The 18975-nt window shown below is 66.5% G+C and carries 15 protein-coding genes; 8 read left to right on the top strand and 7 right to left on the bottom strand.

Translation table 11 applies throughout. From position 1 onward, the window contains the following. Positions 1-4 precede the first annotated feature (4 nt). Entirely contained in the window at positions 5-1348 is a 1344-nt protein-coding gene (hisD, locus tag N2K98_RS03235) for a histidinol dehydrogenase (RefSeq protein WP_255798321.1), read from the bottom strand. Between the two features lie 204 nt (positions 1349-1552). On the opposite strand from hisD, the gene N2K98_RS03230 reads away from it, so the two are divergent. Together N2K98_RS03230 and N2K98_RS03225 are read left to right on the top strand one after the other, a co-directional pair. Continuing rightward, entirely contained in the window at positions 1553-2902 is a 1350-nt protein-coding gene (locus N2K98_RS03230; RefSeq protein WP_255865984.1) for an MFS transporter, read from the top strand. A gap of 170 nt (positions 2903-3072) precedes the next feature. Continuing rightward, positions 3073-4104, top strand: coding sequence for a LacI family DNA-binding transcriptional regulator (locus tag N2K98_RS03225; RefSeq protein WP_255865983.1), 1032 nt, complete (start codon positions 3073-3075; stop codon positions 4102-4104). A gap of 8 nt (positions 4105-4112) precedes the next feature. Here the strand turns inward: N2K98_RS03225 and N2K98_RS03220 are convergent, their stop codons facing one another. Then, a complete protein-coding gene (locus tag N2K98_RS03220) occupies positions 4113-4946 on the bottom strand; it encodes a helix-turn-helix domain-containing protein (protein WP_255865982.1) in 834 nt (277 codons plus the stop codon). 78 nt (positions 4947-5024) lie between these two features. Here N2K98_RS03220 and N2K98_RS03215 point away from each other — a divergent pair, with 78 nt between their 5' ends. Then, positions 5025-5558, top strand: a complete 534-nt coding sequence (locus N2K98_RS03215) for a VOC family protein (RefSeq protein ID WP_255865981.1) — start codon at positions 5025-5027, stop codon at positions 5556-5558. A 54-nt stretch (positions 5559-5612) separates the two neighbouring features. On the opposite strand, the gene N2K98_RS03210 is transcribed toward N2K98_RS03215, so the two are convergent. From N2K98_RS03210 to N2K98_RS03200, 3 genes are all read right to left on the bottom strand, one after another. Further along, a complete protein-coding gene (locus tag N2K98_RS03210; RefSeq protein WP_229952668.1) occupies positions 5613-6047 on the bottom strand; it encodes a VOC family protein in 435 nt (144 codons plus the stop codon). Positions 6048-6185: 138 nt separating this feature from the next. Beyond that, positions 6186-6575, bottom strand: a complete 390-nt coding sequence (locus N2K98_RS03205; protein WP_255798316.1) for a hypothetical protein — start codon at positions 6573-6575, stop codon at positions 6186-6188. A gap of 286 nt (positions 6576-6861) precedes the next feature. Further along, complete coding sequence (locus N2K98_RS03200; RefSeq protein WP_255865980.1) at positions 6862-9630, bottom strand: beta-glucosidase; 2769 nt, start codon at positions 9628-9630, stop codon at positions 6862-6864. 382 nt (positions 9631-10012) lie between these two features. Between N2K98_RS03200 and N2K98_RS03195 the strand changes: the two genes are divergently transcribed. The 5 genes from N2K98_RS03195 (at position 10013) to N2K98_RS03175 (ending at position 16744) form a co-directional block, all read left to right on the top strand. Further along, positions 10013-11407, top strand: a complete 1395-nt coding sequence (locus N2K98_RS03195) for an FAD-binding oxidoreductase (RefSeq protein WP_255865979.1) — start codon at positions 10013-10015, stop codon at positions 11405-11407. 259 nt (positions 11408-11666) lie between these two features. Next, on the top strand, positions 11667-12425 hold the full coding sequence (locus N2K98_RS03190; protein ID WP_255865978.1) for a LamB/YcsF family protein: 759 nt from the start codon (positions 11667-11669) through the stop codon (positions 12423-12425). Continuing rightward, entirely contained in the window at positions 12422-14269 is a 1848-nt protein-coding gene (locus N2K98_RS03185) for a 5-oxoprolinase subunit B/C family protein (RefSeq protein WP_255865977.1), read from the top strand. The genes N2K98_RS03190 and N2K98_RS03185 overlap by 4 nt, the downstream gene beginning before the upstream one ends. Continuing rightward, on the top strand, positions 14266-16008 hold the full coding sequence (locus N2K98_RS03180) for an ATP-binding protein (protein WP_255865976.1): 1743 nt from the start codon (positions 14266-14268) through the stop codon (positions 16006-16008). Before N2K98_RS03185 ends, N2K98_RS03180 begins: the two co-directional genes overlap by 4 nt. A gap of 70 nt (positions 16009-16078) precedes the next feature. Continuing rightward, complete coding sequence (locus tag N2K98_RS03175) at positions 16079-16744, top strand: GntR family transcriptional regulator (RefSeq protein ID WP_255798310.1); 666 nt, start codon at positions 16079-16081, stop codon at positions 16742-16744. Positions 16745-16756: 12 nt separating this feature from the next. Here the strand turns inward: N2K98_RS03175 and N2K98_RS03170 are convergent, their stop codons facing one another. Continuing rightward, positions 16757-17593: a putative hydro-lyase gene (locus N2K98_RS03170; protein ID WP_255865975.1), complete on the bottom strand. Its 837-nt coding sequence runs from the start codon at positions 17591-17593 to the stop codon at positions 16757-16759. Between the two features lie 29 nt (positions 17594-17622). Then, positions 17623-18840: an NRAMP family divalent metal transporter gene (locus N2K98_RS03165; protein ID WP_255865974.1), complete on the bottom strand. Its 1218-nt coding sequence runs from the start codon at positions 18838-18840 to the stop codon at positions 17623-17625. Positions 18841-18975 lie beyond the last annotated feature (135 nt).

Raw genomic sequence — 18975 nt, 5'->3', positions numbered from 1 at the left:
ATCCCTAGCTGGTGAAGGTGTGGTCGGACCAGTCCAGCGAGGTGCCGCGGTACTTGGCGGCCCGAACGTCACCTGACCGGGCATGGCCCTCAAAACGTTCGACCCGCGCCGCGCGGCCGCAAAGTTCGCCGAAGAAAGCGCTGGATTCTTCGTTCACGACCTCCTGGTACGTGACGGTGCGCAGGTACTTCCCTACCCAGAGTCCGCCGGTGTACCGGGCGGCGCCTCGGGTGGGGAGAACATGGTTCGTACCGATTACCTTGTCTCCGTAAGACACGCAGGTGCCCTCGCCCAGGAACAATGCTCCGTAGTTGTGCATCTTCTCGAGAGCCTCCCGGGGGGCAGCCGTCAGAATCTGTACGTGTTCGTATGCGTATTCGTCAGCAAGCGCATACGCGTCATCGAGATTCTTGACCACATGCACGGCGCCCCAGTCCCGCCAGGCAGGAGCAGCAAAGTCACGGGTGGGCATATCTACCAGCAGGGTGTCGATATGGTCGATCACCTTGCGTCCCAGCTCCTCGCTGGTGGTAATCAGCACAGCCGGTGAATCCGGGCCGTGCTCAGCCTGGGAGAGAAGATCGACGGCGACAATGAAGGGATCAGCGTGTTCATCCGCGACGATCAAGACCTCCGTGGGGCCGGCAAAGAGGTCAATGCCCACCTCGCCGAAGAGCTGCCGCTTTGCTTCCGCCACGAAGGCGTTCCCCGGTCCGGCCAGCATGTTGACCGGCTTGATGCTCTCGGTACCGATGGCCATCGCGGCCACAGCCTGGATGCCTCCGAGCAGGTAGATCTCGTCCGCACCAGCCAGGTACATGGCTGCAACCGTGGCGTCCGGGACCTCGCCTTGAATGAGGGGCGTGCACGCAGCCACCCGTTCCACGCCGGCAACCTTGGCGGTAACGATGGTCATGTGGGCACTGGCCAGCAGGGGGTACTTGCCGCCGGGAATATAGGCACCGACAGCCTCGATGGGAATGTTCTTCTGACCCAAGAGGACGCCCGGCATGGTTTCGATTTCGAAATCCGAAAGTGATTCGAGCTGCTTCTGCGCCATGAAGCGGACCTGTTCCTGGACAAATTTAATGTCCTCAATGACCTGCTCCGGCACCCGGGCAACGATCTCTTCCAACTGCTCCTTGCTGAGAAGGAAGGAATCCGGTGCGTACTTATCAAACTTCTGCGAGTACTCACGTACCGCCTCGTCGCCGCGTTGGCGGACGTCCGCAAGCACGCCTTCCACAGTGGCGCGCACCTCCGGGGTGCTGCCCCGGGACGTACTCAGCTCAGCCGGTTCCTTGAGCATCTCGGAGAAAACTGAACTGGTTTCGGTATCAGCGGTCATCAGAGGGATCCTTCCATCTTCATTGATGAGCGATCAGCGGAGCGCCCGGGCCGGACAGTTCCGCCCGGTTGACCAAGACTGTATACGTATACATTCGCCGCTGCAAGGGATTGTGCTGCGGATTTGTATACGTATACACTCCTTTTTGATGCGGCCTCCTGTGGTTGCCATCACACCCCGCAAACCAGACAAAGGAGTCGCGCCATGAGTGTCCCCGGGACCACAGCCCCACCCGCCATTGATCCGAAAATGCGCCGACGGGCGCTCGTTTCGTCCGTACTCGGAAGCTGCATCGAGTGGTACGACTTCTACGTTTACGGTGTTGCGGCTGCAATCATCCTCAACACTCAGTTCTTCCCTTCCGTGACCCCTTTCACGGGAATCCTCCTGTCCTTCAGCACATACGCCATCGGCTTTGCAGCACGTCCGATCGGCGGCTTCATCTTTGCCCACTTCGGTGACCGGCTTGGGCGCAAGAAGATGCTGATGATCACGCTGGGCCTGATGGGCGGCGGAACCTTCCTTATCGGCTGCCTCCCTAACTTTGCGGCGATCGGTATTGCCGCCCCCATCCTGCTGGTGCTCCTGCGCATCGTCCAGGGCATTGGGGTCGGCGGGGAGTGGGGCGGCGCCGCGCTGATGGCTACCGAATACGCGCCGGCAGAGCGCAGGGGCTTCTTCGGGTCCTGGCCGCAGATCGGGGTTCCGGTGGGAACCCTGTTGGCGAACGGCGCCTTCTTCATCATGGCCGGCACCTTCGACCCCGAGGCCTTCGCCGCTTGGGGATGGCGCATACCGTTCCTCTTCTCCGTGGTGCTGGTTGCCCTCTCCTTCTACATCCGCAGCAAGGTGGACGAATCGCCTGCCTTCGAGGAGATCAAGCGCAAGGGGGACATCGAGAAGCTCCCGGTCGTGAAGGTCATCCAGACCAAGCCCGTCACCATCCTGAAGGTCATCATGATGCGGTTCGCGGAGAACGCGAACTACTACATCTACACGACCTTCCTCCTGGCCTATGCGCCGGCAATCCTGCTCGGTAACAACACCGTCCTTTTGGCCACCATGATCATGGCGGGTCTGGGCGTCTTCTCCATCCCGCTCTGGGGCTGGGTTTCCGACCGGTGGGGCCGCCGGTACACGGTCCTGGCAGGCGCACTGACCATGATGCTGATGGCATTCCCCTTCTTCTGGGCCGTGCAGACGGGTGAATTCCTGATGGTCCTGCTGGTACTGATCCTTACCTGCAATGTGGGCCGAGACCTTTGCTACTCCGTCGAACCGGCGTATTTCACCGAGCTGTTCGAACCGAAGCTCCGGTATTCGGGCGCATCGGTGGGGCCGCAGGTTGCCGCGGTCTTCGCTGGAGGCTTTGCGCCGCTGATCGCCACCGCGCTTATCGGCCCGGACTTCGACCGCTATTGGCTCGTCGCCCTGTACATGATCTTCACTTCCCTCATCACCGTCGTCGGCGTCCTTTGGGCACCCGAAACAGCCCCGCGGGTCCGGATGCGCCGGGGACTCACGCCGGAATACGACGCAACCGCTACCCGGTAGCCCCGAACAGCGCCGAGCCACCGGCAGGGAGGCCGCCTCATCGGAGGTGGCCTCCCTGCCGGGTTTTCGATGTCTCAAACTCCGTCCTTGCGGATTTGACGGCGTCCTCTTGGATACGCTGATCCGAGTAATTACCTGACCATCCAAGTAGGCCGACTGAAACGGAAAGAATGAATTCGAACGCGAGGGGATATGGCAGAACGGTGACCAGCCGAGACGTCGCCGAGCTGGCCGGTGTTTCACAAGCCACGGTCTCCCGTCTGTTGGCCGGCTCCGGGAAGGTATCCGCAACCACGCAGGCCAAAGTCCACGCGGCGATGGAAACCCTCGGCTATGTGCCCCATGCGGGGGCAAAGGCCATGAAAACGATGCGGACGAACACCATCGGAGTGGTCGTTGCAGATCTGACTAATCCTTTCTATTCAGAAGTTTTGGATGAACTCAGCCGTGAACTCACCGCTGCGGGCTTCCGAGTCGTCATATGGAATGCAAGTGGTGGAAGCCACCAGGACGCGTTGCAAGCCATCCGGGAACGTGCTGTTGACGGCGTTATTTTCACCACGGCCACAGCGGACTCCGTGGAGCTGCAGGCCGCCGTGGAGCAGGAAAGTCCCATCGTCCTGATAAACCGCGTGGTTGAAGGCTTGGATTGCGACCAGGTATCCAGCAGCAACCTGCACGGGGGCGCAATCGTTGCCGACTACCTGCTGGAGCACAGCAAAACCCGGGTGGCTTTTATCGGGGGAACCAACCAAGCCAGCACCTCCCGCGACCGAGGGCGGGGTTTTCTGAGCAGAATGGAAGAACTCGGGCATCCGGTTCCTGACCATTTCCGCTTCTACGGCGAGTTTTCCCACGACCGAGGCGCCCATATCGTCAATCGGCTGCTATCCCGCGCCGACCGGCCCGACGCCGTTTTCTGCGCCAACGACTACATGGCCTTCGGTGCCCTTGACGCTCTTCGCGCCAACGGGCTTTCCGCCCCGGAAGACTGCTGGGTCATCGGCTACGACGACGTCGACATGGCAGGCTGGGACTCCTTCAGCCTGACCACGGTCCGGCAGCCCAGTAGGGAAATGGCCCGGATCGGTGCCCGATTGCTGGTGGAGCGCATCAACACCCCTGGACTACCGTCACGGCAGGTGAATTTTCCCTGCGATTTGATTGTCCGCGGCAGCACCGGGCATCAGCCGATCTGTTAGCAGCGTGCTTACAGGGCCGCAGAGTGCCGGTACCCGCTCGGGGTGAAGCCCAGGACCTCCCGGAACGCGTTGGCCAGATGGGCGTGGTCGGCGTAACCGAGATCCGCGGCGACATCGGCAATGGAGATTTCACTGTTTTCACGCAGCCGTTCCGCTGCCTCCTGCAGCCGGTAGCGGCGGATCATCGCCAGCGGCGGCAGGCCCACAAACCGGCGCGCCAGGCGCTGCAGGCTCCGGACCGAGACGCCGAGCTGTTGGGCTGCCTGATCAACCCGGATCAGTTCCCGGTCGGATTGGATCAGGTCCTCCAACCGGTTGGCCGCTTCGGCTTCGGCTGTTGGTACCGGGACGCGGGCTTCCAGCCACTCGGCGGCTATCGATGCTGCACGGCGGTGCCCGGTTAACCACTCCTGGCGGCGGGCGCCGTCGTCGTCGTCACTGTTCCCCTGTCCCCCAGTGCCGCAGCTCATGGCGGCCGTAACCGCGGCATGCAGGTCCGGGGCGTGGAACGGGATTTCAGCGTCGCGGAGGCTGCCCGGGTCATCGGTAAAGACCGGTACGGCGGCGGGACGCAGCAGCATCCCGACAGCCCAGCCCTGCCCCGCCAAATCGCGGAAGGAACGCCGCGTGGCGGGACCGGAAAGACTGACACCCTCCGGCTGCACCACCAGGTTCAGGGCCGGGAACGGAAGGACCTCCTGCCGGGACACCTTGCCGGGTGCCAGGTCCCATTCCGGAATCCAGACCCAGCGCAAGCGGTCCCGGAGCGCGTCCGGCGGGGGCAACCGGTGGAACGCCGGCAGCCGGGCGGGATAAAGCAGCCCGCGCCACTGGTCCTCCATAGCCTGCTCATTTCTATTGCTTCCGGGCCTGTCGTGAATCTTCAAGCGTCGCCTATTGCTGCTGCCTAGCCTTGCATCATGACATCCACAGACAACACCACTTCAGACAAAACCACAGCCGGCCTCACCGGTGAACACACCACCGGCGGGATCCCGCACGGCGCCACCAGCCTGACCCCGTTCCTGACCGTACCGGATGCCCGAAACGCCATCGCGTTTTACCGTGAGGTGTTCGGGGGCCGGGTGGTGGACGTAACCGAGATGGACGGCGTCGTGGTGCACGCCGACCTCGACTTCGGAATGGGCCGGCTGCAGCTGGGCGAGCCCAATCCGGCTTTCGGGCTGGTACTACCACCGGAAGGGGACAACGACTGCTACTCGCTCGGGCTCTACTGCGCCGATGCGGACCAGACCGTCACGCGCGCGGCGGCGGCCGGTGCCGTTATCCGCGAACCACTGACAACCTTTGTCTCGGGAGACCGCTTCGCCAGTATCCGCGACCCGTTCGGGGTCCGCTGGTCAGTGATGTCCCGGGTTGAGGACCTCTCCGAAGAGGAGAGCGCCCACCGGGTCGCGGAGTGGGCGGCAACGCAATCCGGCGGAGGGAGCTGAGCCGCCGTCACGCGGCGGGGCCGCGCGCTGCTCCCGTTCCGGACGAATCGGGCCCTAGGAGTCCTCAGTCTCGATGCTGATCATCCAGCTGGTCCCGAACCGGTCGGTCACCATGCCGAACACATCACCCCAGGGTGCCTTTTCCAGCGGCAGGGTCATCTGGCCGCCGTCGAGCAGCTTGTCCCAGTAGCCGCGCAGCTCGTCGCTGTTGTCGCCGCTCAGTGCAATGGCATAGCCGTTGCTGGAATCAGGGGCCACGCTTTCCGGCCCGGCCATCGCGTTGGGCGTATCCGAGGCCATCAGCACAAAACCGCTGTCCGTGGTGAGCGTCGAGTGCATGATCTTGTTTGCCTCGGACGGATCGTCGGACATGTTCATTTCCGCGAATGTGGAGCTTTCCAGGGTGCCGCCGAAGACGTCCTGGTAGAAGGACATCGCTTCCGCAGCGTTGTCCCGGAAGTTGAGGTACGGGTTCATGTTCGAGGGCATAGCGGTCTCCTCTCGGGGAACGGATCAGATGCTCCCGAGTATGCGCCGACGACCATCCCTGCGGAAGCCGCCGGACCTAATTCCGCACCGCTGCTGCGCGGCCCGGCCCGGCGGATTCCCCTGCTTTACTTCCCAGCCTTACTTTCCGGCCGGCCGCCCGTGCACCGCAGACCACTGGCTGTTGAGCACGGCGTCGCCCACGGGCTCCCAGTCATTCGTTTCAACGAGGGAAGCCACGGTGTCCCGGTTCAGGTCCGGGGCGCCGCCGTCGATCTCTGCCGTCGGATAGCAGACCCAGAGGGATCCGCCGGGCTCGACGGCGGCAGCGGCCGTGGCCAGGTCATGTGCCAAATCGGCAGCGGAGCCTACGAACAGCAGCACGACGTCGGCCGGGAAGCGGCCGTCATCTTCGGCGAGGAACGCGGAGTCGGGCAGCAACCCGGCCACCTCCGGGAAGTTCTTCGCACCGTAGACGGTGACGCGGTCCGTTTCGGAAATTTCAAACGGCTGGGCTGATTCGGAAGGCACTTCGGGGGGCTCCATTCACGGGCATGAGACTGTGGCTGTATGGGCGGCTCGAACAAGTAAGCCGCCTTTCCTATTGTTTCAGTTACGGCCCCCGGATTGCCCCGGTTTTGGGTGATCCGGAAGCACCGAAAGTGTAACGACAGCAGCTTCCGGAACGCGGCCACGTGACCCATAACACCTCACCCTGCTAGGCACGCACCAGGTTGACGTAAAAGGCCTCCCCGACGACGAGTAGTCGTTCCGGGAGGCCTTTTACTTGCCGGTTCGCGGTCAGCGGCAACCCTGCCTAGCCGCGGCCTCCCCCGTGTCCACCCCCGCCCCAGCCGCCGTGATGGCTCGGATGGCCGTGGTGTCCGTGGTGGCCGTGATGGCCGCCGCCCTTGTCACTGACGTACAGGCTTCCGGCCAGCCGGATATCCTCCACCGAGCGGCCCACATAGATGGGGACCTCCCCCGTAGGAGTTACCCAGGCACCCTCGGTCTCGTCCCAGTACTGCAGGGAGCGCGGATCCAGTTCGATTTCCACCCGGTCCGACTCCCCCGGCGCCAGCGTCACGCTGCCGTACCCGGCGAGCTGCAGGGCCGGCGTCGGAACATCGGTGGGCAGGTTGCCCACGTACACCTGCAGTGTTTCTTCGCCGGTGTAGTGTCCCGTGTTCCATACCCGCACCGACACCGCAGCCTCCGGATCGGAGGCGTCCACCTTGTGCGTGGTCCGCAGTTTCCCGTAGTCGAACTGGGTGTAGGACAGGCCGTGGCCGAAAGGGAACAGCGGCGTCAGCCCCTGCTCGAGATACCCCTTGTAACCCACGAACACACCCTCAACATAGGGCACCTCGGGGTCCACGATCTCAATGAGCGAGAACGGGTTAGGCGGTGCCACCTGGACGGCCTGCTCATCTCTGGCAGGGAAGGTGACCGGCAGCTTGCCGGACGGGTTCGCGTCGCCGAACAGCAGCGCCGCCGTCGATGTTCCCTGTGCCTGCCCGGGGTACCAGATTTCCATCACCGACGGGACGTCCTCGATCCACGGCATGGTCACCGGACCGCTCGTAGCCAGTACGACGACGGTGTTCGGGTTCACTGCCGAGACCGCGGAGATGAGCCGGTCCTGGTCCTGGGGAAGCACCAGCGATCCGCGGTCAGCGGCCTCCCCGGTGTAGTCCCGCGCCACGATCACGGCCACTTCGGACTCGGCGGCGAGAGCCACCGCTTCGGCCATGGCCGGCGGCAGGACGTCCTCCGGCGGAGTCCAGCCGAAACGCATCAGAGCTCCGGGCTGGTCATTGAGTCCGCCGTTGAACTGGTTGGGCGCGTCCGTGGTGTAGTCGATCCGCACCGCCACAGCCTGTCCGGCGGTCAGGTCCACGGTTGCTTCCTGGGTGCCGAAGGGCGCCGCCGGTCCCGTAATGACTTCCTGCTCGTCCAGGAACAGCCGTGCGGTGCCCAGATGGGTGAGCGACAACGTGTAGGTCCCCGTGGAGGGAGCCACCAGCGTTCCGGTCCAGCGGGCCGAAATCGGCTGCGACGCCAGCTGCGGGCCGACGCCCGGTACCTGCGAGGTGTTGATGGTGTCGGCCGAGATACCGGTCCGCAGATTGACCTGCAGCTCGTCCCGGGCCAGCGCCGGTTCGCCCTCGAAGGTATTGATCCCGGTCCAGTAGCTCGCGGACAGTTCCGTCAGCACGCCGCTGGGGACCGGCGCCGGACCGGGAATCGTGTCGCCCAGAGAAACCGGATCGGTGCCGGGCGCCCAGTCGACGGCGGATCCCGGTGCCCGGGCGGTGATCCCGTCCAGGATGGTGGTCAGCCGGGCCGGGTTCGGAATGGCACCACTGCCGCCGCCGTCGATGTACCAGTCGGCGTCGGAACCGATGACCGCCACGGACCCGGCGTCGTCATCCAGCGGCAGGGTCCTGCCCTCGTTCTTCAAAAGCACCGCCGCTTCGAGGGCGGCCTGCTCCGCCACCTCGGCGTGCTCGTCGAGCATTTCCGCGGGAACCGGCGGATCGGCCGGCTGCGGATTGATGAAGGAGCCGACCGGCGGGTTGTCCACAATGCCCTTGTCGAACATGGTGCGCGCCACCCGGCGGGCGGCGTCGGTCACCCGTTCCTCGGAGACCTGCCCGTTCTGCACCGCCGCCAGGAGCGCGGGTCCGGAGAATTCGAGGCCCGGCCCGGCGACGTCGAGCCCGGCCGCATAGTCCTCGAAACTGTGCGCGGCGTTGAAGTCCGAGGAGACAAACCCCGGGAAGCCCAGCTGGCCCTTGAGGATCTGGTTGAGCAGCGTGTCGTTGCCGCAGGAGAACGGTCCGTTCACCCGGTTGAAAGCGCACATGATGGCGCCGGGATCACCCTCGGTCACCATGGTTTCCCAGGGGCGGGTGTAGGTCTCCTGCAGGGTCCGCTCGTCCACCAGGACGTTCACGTGCCCGCGGCGGGTCTCGAAGTTGTTCAGGTTGTAGTGCTTGGGCAGGGCCGAGATGTCCGCGCTCTGCTCACCTTGCACCTGCCCCGCGGCAATGTCGCCGCTCAGCATTGGGTCCTCGCCGAGGTCTTCCCACATCCGTCCGTTGAAGGGCGTCCGGACCAGATCCATGGTGGGGCCGGCGATTGCGTTGTAGCCCGTCGCCCGGGCTTCTTCTCCGCCCACAGCGCCGTAGGCCTGGGCGAGTTCCGGGCTGAAGGAGGACGCGAGTCCCACCCCCGCCGGCAGCGCCGTGGTGTCCTGGGTTTCCAGGGCAAGTCCGCAGCAGCCGTCCTTGCTGCGGATGGGCGGCAGGCCCAGTTCCGGCAGTCCCGGTCCGCCGCTTTGGATCAGGTAGGTCACCTTCTGTTCCAGGGTCATCACGGCGACCACCAGGTCCGCCCGTTCATCCGGTGACAGTTCCGGGTCCATCCACGGCATGCCCGGCGGCGCCTGGGTCGGGAGCGAAATCCGGGTTTCGAGTGCTAAGGGTGCCGCAGCGGCACCGGCTGGATAAAGGGTTCCGGCAACCAGCATCGCTGCAAGCGACGCCAGCCCGAGTCGTACTGATTTCTTTCGTTGATGCATGGCGGGTTCCCTCATACTGGGCTTGCGTCTCACCCCCAGGGGCGCAGCGGTGTCAGTTGCCGCATCCGTCAAGATGCGAAGTCGCAGAACAGGCTGGCCCCTCCCCGGCGGGCGGCCCGTGCAGCTGACGTGCCGTCCCGGGTGGCGGGACGGCGGTGCGAGTGCAGGAAGGACGCTATGGGGCCGGGCTGGAAGGAACAACCAAGGTTCGCGGTATCGGGTCCGGGAGGCGGGAATTAGCTTCCGTGCCGGGCTGCTCGCACCGGGAACCCCTTGATTCCCCCGGGCCGCAGGCAAAGACTTTTTTACAGCGGCAGAAAAACCAAAGGACCGGACACCATCCGGGCGTCCGGCGGTTGCCGCGTGAAGGCGGTGTAACGCCATGGACCCCCAGTTTTCCCCGGACTCCGTTGCGGACCTGCGGGCGTCCCTGACCGGTTCCGTTGTCCTGCCGCAGGATGAGACTTACGACGACGCCCGCCGCGTCTGGAACGGGATGATCGACGTCCTGCCCGCGATGGTGGTGCGTGCCGGCACCGTTGAGGACATCGCCGCGGTCCTCGCCTTCGCCCAACAGTGGGACCTGCCGCTGGCGGTCCGCGGCGGCGGGCACAACGTGGCGGGGAACGGGACGGTTGCGGACGGGATCGTACTGGATATGGGTGGCCTGCGGGACGTCAGCGTAGACGTGGACAGCGGCACCGTTACAGTGCAGGCGGGCGCCACCATTGGCGACGTCGACGCCGCCACCGAACCCTACGGCCTGGCCGTTCCCCTGGGCGTCGTGTCCGGCACGGGGGTGGCCGGGCTGACCCTCGGCGGGGGTGTCGGCTGGCTGACCCGCGCGCATGGACTGAGCATCGACAACCTGGAGGCGGCCGACGTCGTCACCTCCGACGGCGAGTCCGTCCACGCATCCGCCGATGATCATTCGGAACTGTTCTGGGGGCTGCGTGGCGGGGGCGGGAACTTCGGCGTCGTTTCTTCCTTTACCTTCTCCGCGCATCCGCTGCCCGCGCAGGTCCTCAGCGGGAACCTGGCGTACGGCAACATGCACTGGCACCAGGCGCTCGCCGCTTTTGACGCGTGGGCGGCCGATCTGCCCGATGAGATGACCACCATCATCAGTTTCCTGGTACCGGCGGAGGAATGGGACATGGGGGACCAGCCGCTGATGGTGATCGGACTCGCCTGGGCGGACCCGGATCTGGAGGCCGGGGCCGCACTGATCCGGCAGCTTGCCGCCGCAGCTCCCCCTGACATCGAGGCAGTGGAAGCGGTGCCCTGGTCCGACTGGCAGACGGCCATGGACTCAACCTTCCCGCCAGGCTCACGCGCCTACTGGAAAAACGCCTCCATCGACCGACTGGATGACGCCGCCATCGACGCCCTGGTCCGCGCCGGCTGTGAACAGACCTGGCGCGGGACCGGCTTTGACATCCACCATCTGGGTGGCGCCTACGGCCGGGTGGCGGACGACGCCACCGCCTTTCCCACCCGGGATGCCCCCTACTGGCTGAACATTTACGGCTTCTGGCAGGACCCGGCGGACGACGCCGCCCACACGGCTTTTGTCCGCGGGCTGGCGAAGGCGGTGGAGCCGTTTTCCTCCGGCGCGCAGTACGTGAACTTCATGGGCGCCGAGGATCCGGTGTCGCAGGGCACCGCCCCGTCCGTATACGGCCCGGACAAGCTGGCCCGGCTCACCGCACTGAAGACCGCCTACGACCCGCAGAACCTCTTCCGGCGGAACCACAACATCGTCCCGACCGGGTAGCACGGCAGGTGGCATCCCAGGCCACCCCTCCGGATAGGACGGATCCCCGAAGACCCCGCTGATCTCCAGCCCGTGGTCTCACCGGTCACGGCCACTCTTCCCAGGCCTCCCGCAACGGCACCCGCGGGAGCACAATACTTTGTACCGCAGCCGAATCCGTGGCCTGCCAACATCAGCAACAAACCACAGATTGTTGAACAATCCGACGTGACCGGGCACACTGTAGGAACACATTGCACAAGAAGCGGGAGGCAGGACCATGACCGTCATTGACCTGAACAGCGACGTGGGCGAGTCCTTCGGCAACTGGAGGATGGGCGACGACGCCGCCGTCTTCGAATCCGTCTCCAGTGCCAACGTGGCCTGCGGCTTCCACGCCGGCGATCCGTCCACCATCGCCCAGACCTGCCGCGACGCCGTCACCGCCGGCGTCACCATCGGCGCCCACCCCGCCTACCGGGACCTGGCCGGCTTCGGCCGCCGTTTCCTGGACTGCTCCTACACCGAACTGTTCGACGACGTGCTCTACCAGCTCGGTGCGCTGCAGGCGATGGCCCGCGCGGCCGGTTCCGACATCCGCTACGTCAAGCCCCACGGCGCGCTGTACAACACCATCGTGCGGCACGAAGTCCATGCCAAGGCCGTGATCGACGCGGTCCGCACCTTCGACAAGGACCTGCCTGTCCTGCTGCTGCCCGGCGCCGTGGCCCTGGACATTGCCGCCGATGCCGGCCTGCGCGGCGTCACCGAGGCCTTCGCCGACCGCAACTACAACCCCGACGGCACGCTGGTGTCCCGACGCGAAGCCAACGCGGTGATCCACGACCCCGACCAGGTCACCGCCAACATGGTCCGTCTGGCCACCCAGGGCACCATTACTGCCGTCGACGGCACCGAAATCCCCATGTCCGCAGAGTCCATCTGCGTACACGGCGACACCCCCGGCGCCGTGGCCATGGCCCGGGCCGTGCGTGCCGGCCTGGAAAGCGCCGGAGTCACCATCCAGAGTTTCGTGTGAGTACAGTTCCTGGCTCGACCGAGGGCGGGCCGCGGATCGGCGCCATCCGCCCCGCCGGCACCAGGGCGCTGCTGGTCGAGCTCGACTCGCTGGCCGACGTCGTCGCCCTCCATGCCCGGTTGCAGTCCTCGCCGCTGCCAGGGCAGATTGATGCGCTGGCCGCCGCCGGAACCGTACTGGTCCGGTTCGCCGGCCGCCGCGACACCGTGGCCGCCGTCCGGCTTCTGGAGCGCCTGGACTTCAGCCACGCCGAGCTGTCCGATGCCCGCACGGTCACCATTGACACGGTGTACGACGGCGAGGACCTCGCCGAGGTGGCCCGGCTCACCGGCCTCTCCGAAGAGGCGGTGGTTCAGGCGCACACCGGCACGGCGTGGACCGGCGGATTCGGTGGCTTTGCCCCCGGCTTCACCTACCTCGTCGGCGGGGATCCCGCGCTGAACGTTCCGCGCCGCAGCACCCCCCGCAAGGCGGTTCCGGCCGGCTCGGTTGCCCTGGCCGGTGACTATTCAGCGGTCTACCCCCGTGAATCCCCCGGCGGCTGGCAATTGATCGGCCATACCAATGCCAAGCTATGGGACCTTTCCCGCGAATCGCCGGCTCTCATCCGCCCGGGCGATTCGGTCATCTTCCGACCTGTCAGGGAATTGATTACCACCAAGACAGCTCAGACGGATGGGGTTGAGTCACCTGACCGAACTCGGGAGACTGCGGACTCCGCATCCCCAGCCCGGTCGGGGCTGGAAAGTCCCGCGAGTCCCGCATCGCCGAGTGAGGAACGAACGAGGTGTCTAAGGGACGATGGGACTTTCCCGCCCGCGCAAGGTGACGATGCGCCCATCCAACGCGACCAGACGACTCTCGAGGTAACCATGCCAGGCCTCCAGTCCCTGATCCAGGATTTGGGCCGCCCCGGTTATGCGGACCTCGGCGTCTCCGTTGCCGGTGCCGCCGACACCCGTTCCGCCCGGCAGGCGAACCGAATGGTCGGCAACCCCGCGGACGCCGCCGTGATAGAGAACCTGCTCGGCGGCCTGGAGCTGGCCGCGCACGGCGACACGGTCCTGGCGTTGTCCGGCGCAGAGGCGCCGGCCGCCGTCGTATCCCCCGGCGGCGACCGGGACCGGCCCGCACCCCGGAATACGCCTTTTGCCCTTCTGGACGGCGAAACCCTGACGGTGGGCACACCGTTCCGCGGTGTCCGTACGTACCTGGCCGTCCGCGGCGGGCTGGCCGTGGATCCGGTCCTGGGCAGCCGCAGCACCGACACGATGAGCGGCATCGGTCCGGCACCGCTCGACGCCGGCACCCGCCTGCCCGTCGGTGACGTTCCCGGCATCGTACCGGTCGGCACCGCCGAACCATCTCCCCTGCCCGAAGGCACCGCCCCGGGCACGCTGGGCGACGGCCGTGCACCCACCCTGCTCCGGATCACGGCCGGTCCCCGGCAGGACTGGTTCGGTCCCGACGCCGCCACGGCCCTGACCGCACAGACCTGGCTGGCCACCAATGAGTCCAACCGGATCGGCGTGCGGCTCGCCACCGACCCGGCGGACCCTGACGCCGCCCCGCTGGAACGCGTCCGGGACGGGGAACTGCCCAGCGAAGGCGTAGTGGCCGGATCGCTGCAGGTGCCGCCGTCGGGCCTGCCCGTATTGTTCCTGGCCGACCATCCGGTCACCGGCGGCTACCCGGTGATCGCCGTCGTCGTTCCCCAGGACCTGCCCGTCGCCGCACAGTTGCCGCCTGGACACCCGGTCCGCTTTGTTTTCTCGAACCCCGACACCCTGGCTTCGCTCTCCGCGGAGGAAACCGCCGGGCTGTTTACGGAAGGAACCCCATGAAGAAGGTCCTGATCGCCAACCGCGGCGAGATCGCCGTGCGCGTGGCCCGCGCCTGCTCCGACGCCGGGATCGGCTCCGCCGCCGTCTACTCGGACCCCGACGCCGATGCGCTGCACGTGCGTGTGGCGGACAAGGCGTATCCGCTGCACGGCTCCGCCAGCGCGGACACGTACCTGAACATTCCCAAACTGATCGACGCCGCCCGCCGCGCCGGTGCCGATGCCGTGCACCCCGGTTACGGGTTCCTCTCCGAGAACGCCGAGTTTGCCCAGGCCGTACAGGACGCCGGACTGACCTGGATCGGCCCGTCCCCGCAGGCCATCCGAGATCTGGGCAACAAGGTGACCGCCCGCGACATCGCCGTCCGCGCCGGTGCACCGCTGGTGCCCGGGACCGAGGGCCCGGCGGAAAGCGCCGAGCAGGTCCGTGCCTTCGCCGAGGAGCACGGCCTGCCGGTGGCCATCAAGGCGGCGTTCGGCGGCGGTGGCCGCGGCATGAAGATCGCCCGCCGGCTCGAAGACGTGGAGGACGCCTTCGAGTCCGCTGTCCGTGAAGCGGTGTCCGCCTTCGGCCGCGGCGACTGCTTCGCCGAACGGTTCCTGGATAAGCCCCGTCATGTGGAGGCCCAGGTGCTGGCCGACACGCACGGCAACGTCGTCGTCGTCGGCACCCGCGACTGCTCGCTGCAGCGCCGGAACCAGAAACTCGTGGAGGAAGCTCCGGCACCGTTCCTTACGGACGAGCAGCGGGCCACCATCCACGAATCCGCTAAGGCCATCTGCCGCGAAGCCGGCTACACCGGTGCCGGCACGGTGGAATACCTGGTGTCCCCCGACGGACTGATCAGCTTCCTGGAAGTGAACACCCGGCTGCAGGTGGAGCATCCCGTGACCGAGGAAACCACCGGCGTGGACCTGGTCCGCGAACAGTTCCGCATTGCGGACGGGCTGCCGCTGTCCTTCACCGAGGACCCCGCGCCGCACGGGCACGCGTTCGAATTCCGGCTCAACGCCGAGGATCCGGCCCGCGGCTTCCTGCCCGGCCCCGGACCCGTGGAGGTCTTCGAGCCGCCCACCGGCCCCGGCATCCGGATGGACTCCGGCGTACGGTCCGGCTCCGTGGTGCCCGCCGAGTATGACTCGCTAATGGCGAAGCTGATTGTCTGGGGCGAAGACCGGCCGCAGGCGCTGCGCCGCGCCCGGGCCGCCCTGGATGAACTGGTGATCCGCGGTGTGCCCACGGTGGTGCCCTTCCACCGGGCCGTGGTTCGCTCGGCGGCGTTCACCCGGGAGGACGAGTTGGGTGTCTACACCACCTGGATTGAGTCCGAGTTCGCTGAACCGCTGGCCGCGTCACCGGAAATCGCCGCGTCCCTGCCCGGCGCCGAACGGGAAACGCTGACCATCGACGTCGACGGCCGGGCGGTTGCCCTGGGCGTGCCGGCAGCGCTGCTCAACGCACTGCGGTCCGGCGGCGGGGCCGCTGCTTCCGCTCCGGCTCCAGACGAAGCCGGAGACGGTGGGAACGGTGTTCTTGCCTCCCCGATGGCCGGGAACCTGGTGAAGTGGGTGGCCGACGACGGCGCGCAGCTGGCCGAAGGCGATCCGGTGGCCGTGCTGGAGGCGATGAAGATGGAAACCACCGTCCGCGCCCACCGCGCCGGCACCTTCGCGCGCGCCGGGCTGGAACCGGGCGCCGCCGTCGGGCGGCGTGAATCCCTGGGCACCATCGGCGACTAAAGCCCGGAGGCCCGGCCGTCCCCCTGCGGCCGGGCCTCCGTTTAGCTGCCGCTGCGGCTAGATTAGGGAGATGCCTGTGAACCTGGGGGATGTCACCACCGAGCGCGCCGACCACGCCAACACCACCGTGTGGGTGGCGAACGTGCTGCGCGGCAGCATTGCCGCCGGTGAGCTGCTGCCCGGCACCAAACTCTCCGAACAACAGCTGGCCGCCTCGCTGCAGGTCTCCCGCAATACGCTGCGCGAGGCGTTCACCATGCTCAGCATTGAAGGCGCCGTCACCCGCTATCCCAACCGCGGAGTGTTCGTTGCAGCCCCCGGCGCGGAGGCCGTCCGCGAGATCTACCGGGTACGCCGGATGCTGGAACCCTCCGCGGTGCTGTGGGGTCCGGAGCTGGACCTGGCCCGGCTGGATGCGGTCATTGCCGACGCGCGGGAGGCCAAGGCGCGCGGCGCGGTAACCGAAATGGCGGCTGCGAATCAGGCCTTCCACGAAGCCATTGTGGCTATGTCCGGGAGCGTGCAGCTGCAGCAGGTGATGGGCCGGGTGCTGGCCGAAATGCGACTGGTGTTCCATGCCATGAGCAGCCAGCCGGATTTCCACTCTACTTACGTGGAGCAGAACGCCCGGCTGGTGGAACTGCTGCGGCAGGGCAAACGCGCCAAGGCCACGAAGGTCCTGCAGGCCTACTTGGATGCGGCGGAGGCCGAGCTCCTGGCGCACCTGGGCTCATAGCCGGATTCCGGGTTACGGCACCAGGTAGGAACTGTCCCGCGCATCGGTGATAAGCATGTGCCCCGGCGCGTGGCCGATGGCCAGCGCCGGCTTCGACTCCATGACCGCCGCCTGCGGGGTCACGCCGCAGGCCCAGAACACTGGCACGTACCCGTCGGCAATCCGCACCGGCTCGCCGAAGTCGGGCCGGCCCAGATCCGTAATGCCGATCTCCGCCGGGTTACCCACGTGCACGGGAGCGCCGTGCACCGCCGGGTAGCGGGAGGTGATCCGCACGGCGTCGGCCACCTGTGAGGCCGGCACGGGGCGCATCGAGACCACCAGCGGCCCGGCCATGGCCCCGGCCGGCTCGCAGCGGACCGAGGTGCGGTACATCGGCACGTTGGTGCCCTGGTCAATGTGCGCGATCCGGATGCCGCCCTCCTGCAGGGCCGCCTCGAAGGTAAAACTGCAGCCGACAATGAAGGTCACCAGGTCATCGCGCCAGTATCCGCTGATGTCCGTGGGGTCGGCGACCTTCACACCGTCTTCGTACACGGTGTAGCGGGGTACGTCGGTGCGGATGTCGCCGCCGGCCAGCAGCGGCCCGGCGGTTTCCCCGGCGTCGAGCACGCCCAGGATGGGACAGGACTTCGGGTTGCGCTGGGCGAACAGCAGGACATCGAAGGCCTGCGCCTTGGGCACGATGATCAGGTTGGCCTGCGCGTAGCCGGCAGACCAGCCCGCCGTCGGGGTGACCAGTCCGTCCCGGAACAGCGCCCGGGCTGCGGCCGGTGACAGTCCGGCCGGGTTCAAGGCTGCAGGATCCTGGGCCGGGCCTGCGGCGGGGGCGTCAGCTAGGTTTTCCATAGTCGCTTCAACCTTTCCGAAAGGGACCGCTACTGCCAGAGTGCGGCGAGCCCGGAGAGGGAGTTCCAGCCCAGGAAGAGGGTCAGCGCCCACGCCAGCACACCGATGATAAGCAGCCATTTGGGGTATTCGTAGCCCTGCAGCAGGTCCCGGCGCCGCCAGGCCGCCCAGAGCAGGATGCCGAAGCCCAGCGGAAGAATCAACCCGTTGAACGCACCGGCGAAGACCAGCAGGGTCTGCGGTGCCTGGCCCAGGAACAGATACACCACGGTGCAGAAGGCAATGAACCCGACGGTGATCCAGCTGCGCGTGCGGTCCTTGGTGGCCGGCGTCGTAACGAAGGACACCGAGGTGTAGGCCGCGCCGATCACCGAGGTCAGGGCCGCCGCCCAGAACACGATGCCGAATATCCGCAGCCCGATCTCGCCGGCGGCGTGCCGGAACGCGTCGGCGGCCAGGTTGTCGCCGGCCAGGGTAACCCCGCCGGCCACCACGCCGAGGATGGCCAGGAACAGCAGGGCACGCATGACGCCGGTGACAATGATGCCGAGCATCGAGACCTTGGTGATGTCCTTGACATATCCGGGACCGGTGGTGCCCGAATCCAGCAGCCGGTGCGCGCCGGCGTAAGTGATGTACCCGCCCACGGTGCCGCCGATCAGGGTGGTGATGGTCAGGAAGTCCACCTGCTCGGGCAGGACCGTGTTCTTCAGCGCCTCGCCCACCGGCGGTGCTGCGCTGACGGCTACGTAGAGCATAAGCAGGATCATCAGCGCGCCCAGTGCCACGACAATCCGGTCCAGGGCCAGTCCGGCCTTTTTGGACAGGAAGATGAAGATGGCGACGCCGGCGGAGATGGCCCCGCCGATCTTGGTGTCCAGGCCCAGCATGGCGTTCAGCCCCAGGCCGGTGCCGGCAATGTTGCCGATGTTGAAGACCAGCCCGCCCAGGAAGACCAGTCCCGCGAGGACCCAGCCTGCTCCCGGGAGGACCTTGTTGCCCAAAACCTGGGCGCGCAGGCCGGAGACACCGATGATCCGCCAGACGTTCAACTGAACGGCAATGTCCACCAGGATGGACACCAGGATGGCGAAGGCAAAGGCAGCACCCAGTTGGACGGTGAAGACCGTGGTCTGCGTGATGAAGCCGGGGCCAATGGCACTGGTGGCCATCAGGAACATGGCACCGAGCAAGGCCGTGCGCTTGGCGTTGGGCCGGACCTTTACCTTGGTAGGCGTGCTGTCCATGGTGATTCCGTTCGCTGGGAGGTGTGGGGCGCGCCACAGGGGCTTCCAGCAGTCTAAGGGTTGTTGAACAATCCACAAGAGTTTTGTTGAACGATCCTGCGATTGTTAACTGACTGGTCGCCGGGGCAGACGGCC

This window comes from Arthrobacter jinronghuae (assembly GCF_025244825.1).
Taxonomy (GTDB): Bacteria; Actinomycetota; Actinomycetes; order Actinomycetales; family Micrococcaceae; genus Arthrobacter_B; species Arthrobacter_B jinronghuae.
The sequence above is the reverse complement of the archived record's forward strand: the minus strand, read 5'-3'. Positions and strand labels throughout refer to the sequence as shown.

Excerpts from the sequence above, each read along its gene's own strand:
- N2K98_RS03195 (WP_255865979.1), top strand. The coding sequence starts at position 10,013 with ATGGACCCCCAGTTTTCCCCGGACTCCGTTGCGGACCTGCGGGCGTCC.
- N2K98_RS03165 (WP_255865974.1), bottom strand. The coding sequence starts at position 18,840 with ATGGACAGCACGCCTACCAAGGTAAAGGTCCGGCCCAACGCCAAGCGC.
- hisD (WP_255798321.1), bottom strand. The coding sequence starts at position 1,348 with ATGACCGCTGATACCGAAACCAGTTCAGTTTTCTCCGAGATGCTCAAG.
- N2K98_RS03170 (WP_255865975.1), bottom strand. The coding sequence starts at position 17,593 with ATGGAAAACCTAGCTGACGCCCCCGCCGCAGGCCCGGCCCAGGATCCT.
- N2K98_RS03200 (WP_255865980.1), bottom strand. The coding sequence starts at position 9,630 with ATGCATCAACGAAAGAAATCAGTACGACTCGGGCTGGCGTCGCTTGCA.
- N2K98_RS03230 (WP_255865984.1), top strand. The coding sequence starts at position 1,553 with ATGAGTGTCCCCGGGACCACAGCCCCACCCGCCATTGATCCGAAAATG.
- N2K98_RS03190 (WP_255865978.1), top strand. The coding sequence starts at position 11,667 with ATGACCGTCATTGACCTGAACAGCGACGTGGGCGAGTCCTTCGGCAAC.
- N2K98_RS03220 (WP_255865982.1), bottom strand. The coding sequence starts at position 4,946 with ATGGAGGACCAGTGGCGCGGGCTGCTTTATCCCGCCCGGCTGCCGGCG.
- N2K98_RS03180 (WP_255865976.1), top strand. The coding sequence starts at position 14,266 with ATGAAGAAGGTCCTGATCGCCAACCGCGGCGAGATCGCCGTGCGCGTG.
- N2K98_RS03215 (WP_255865981.1), top strand. The coding sequence starts at position 5,025 with ATGACATCCACAGACAACACCACTTCAGACAAAACCACAGCCGGCCTC.
- N2K98_RS03225 (WP_255865983.1), top strand. The coding sequence starts at position 3,073 with ATGAATTCGAACGCGAGGGGATATGGCAGAACGGTGACCAGCCGAGAC.
- N2K98_RS03210 (WP_229952668.1), bottom strand. The coding sequence starts at position 6,047 with ATGCCCTCGAACATGAACCCGTACCTCAACTTCCGGGACAACGCTGCG.
- N2K98_RS03175 (WP_255798310.1), top strand. The coding sequence starts at position 16,079 with ATGCCTGTGAACCTGGGGGATGTCACCACCGAGCGCGCCGACCACGCC.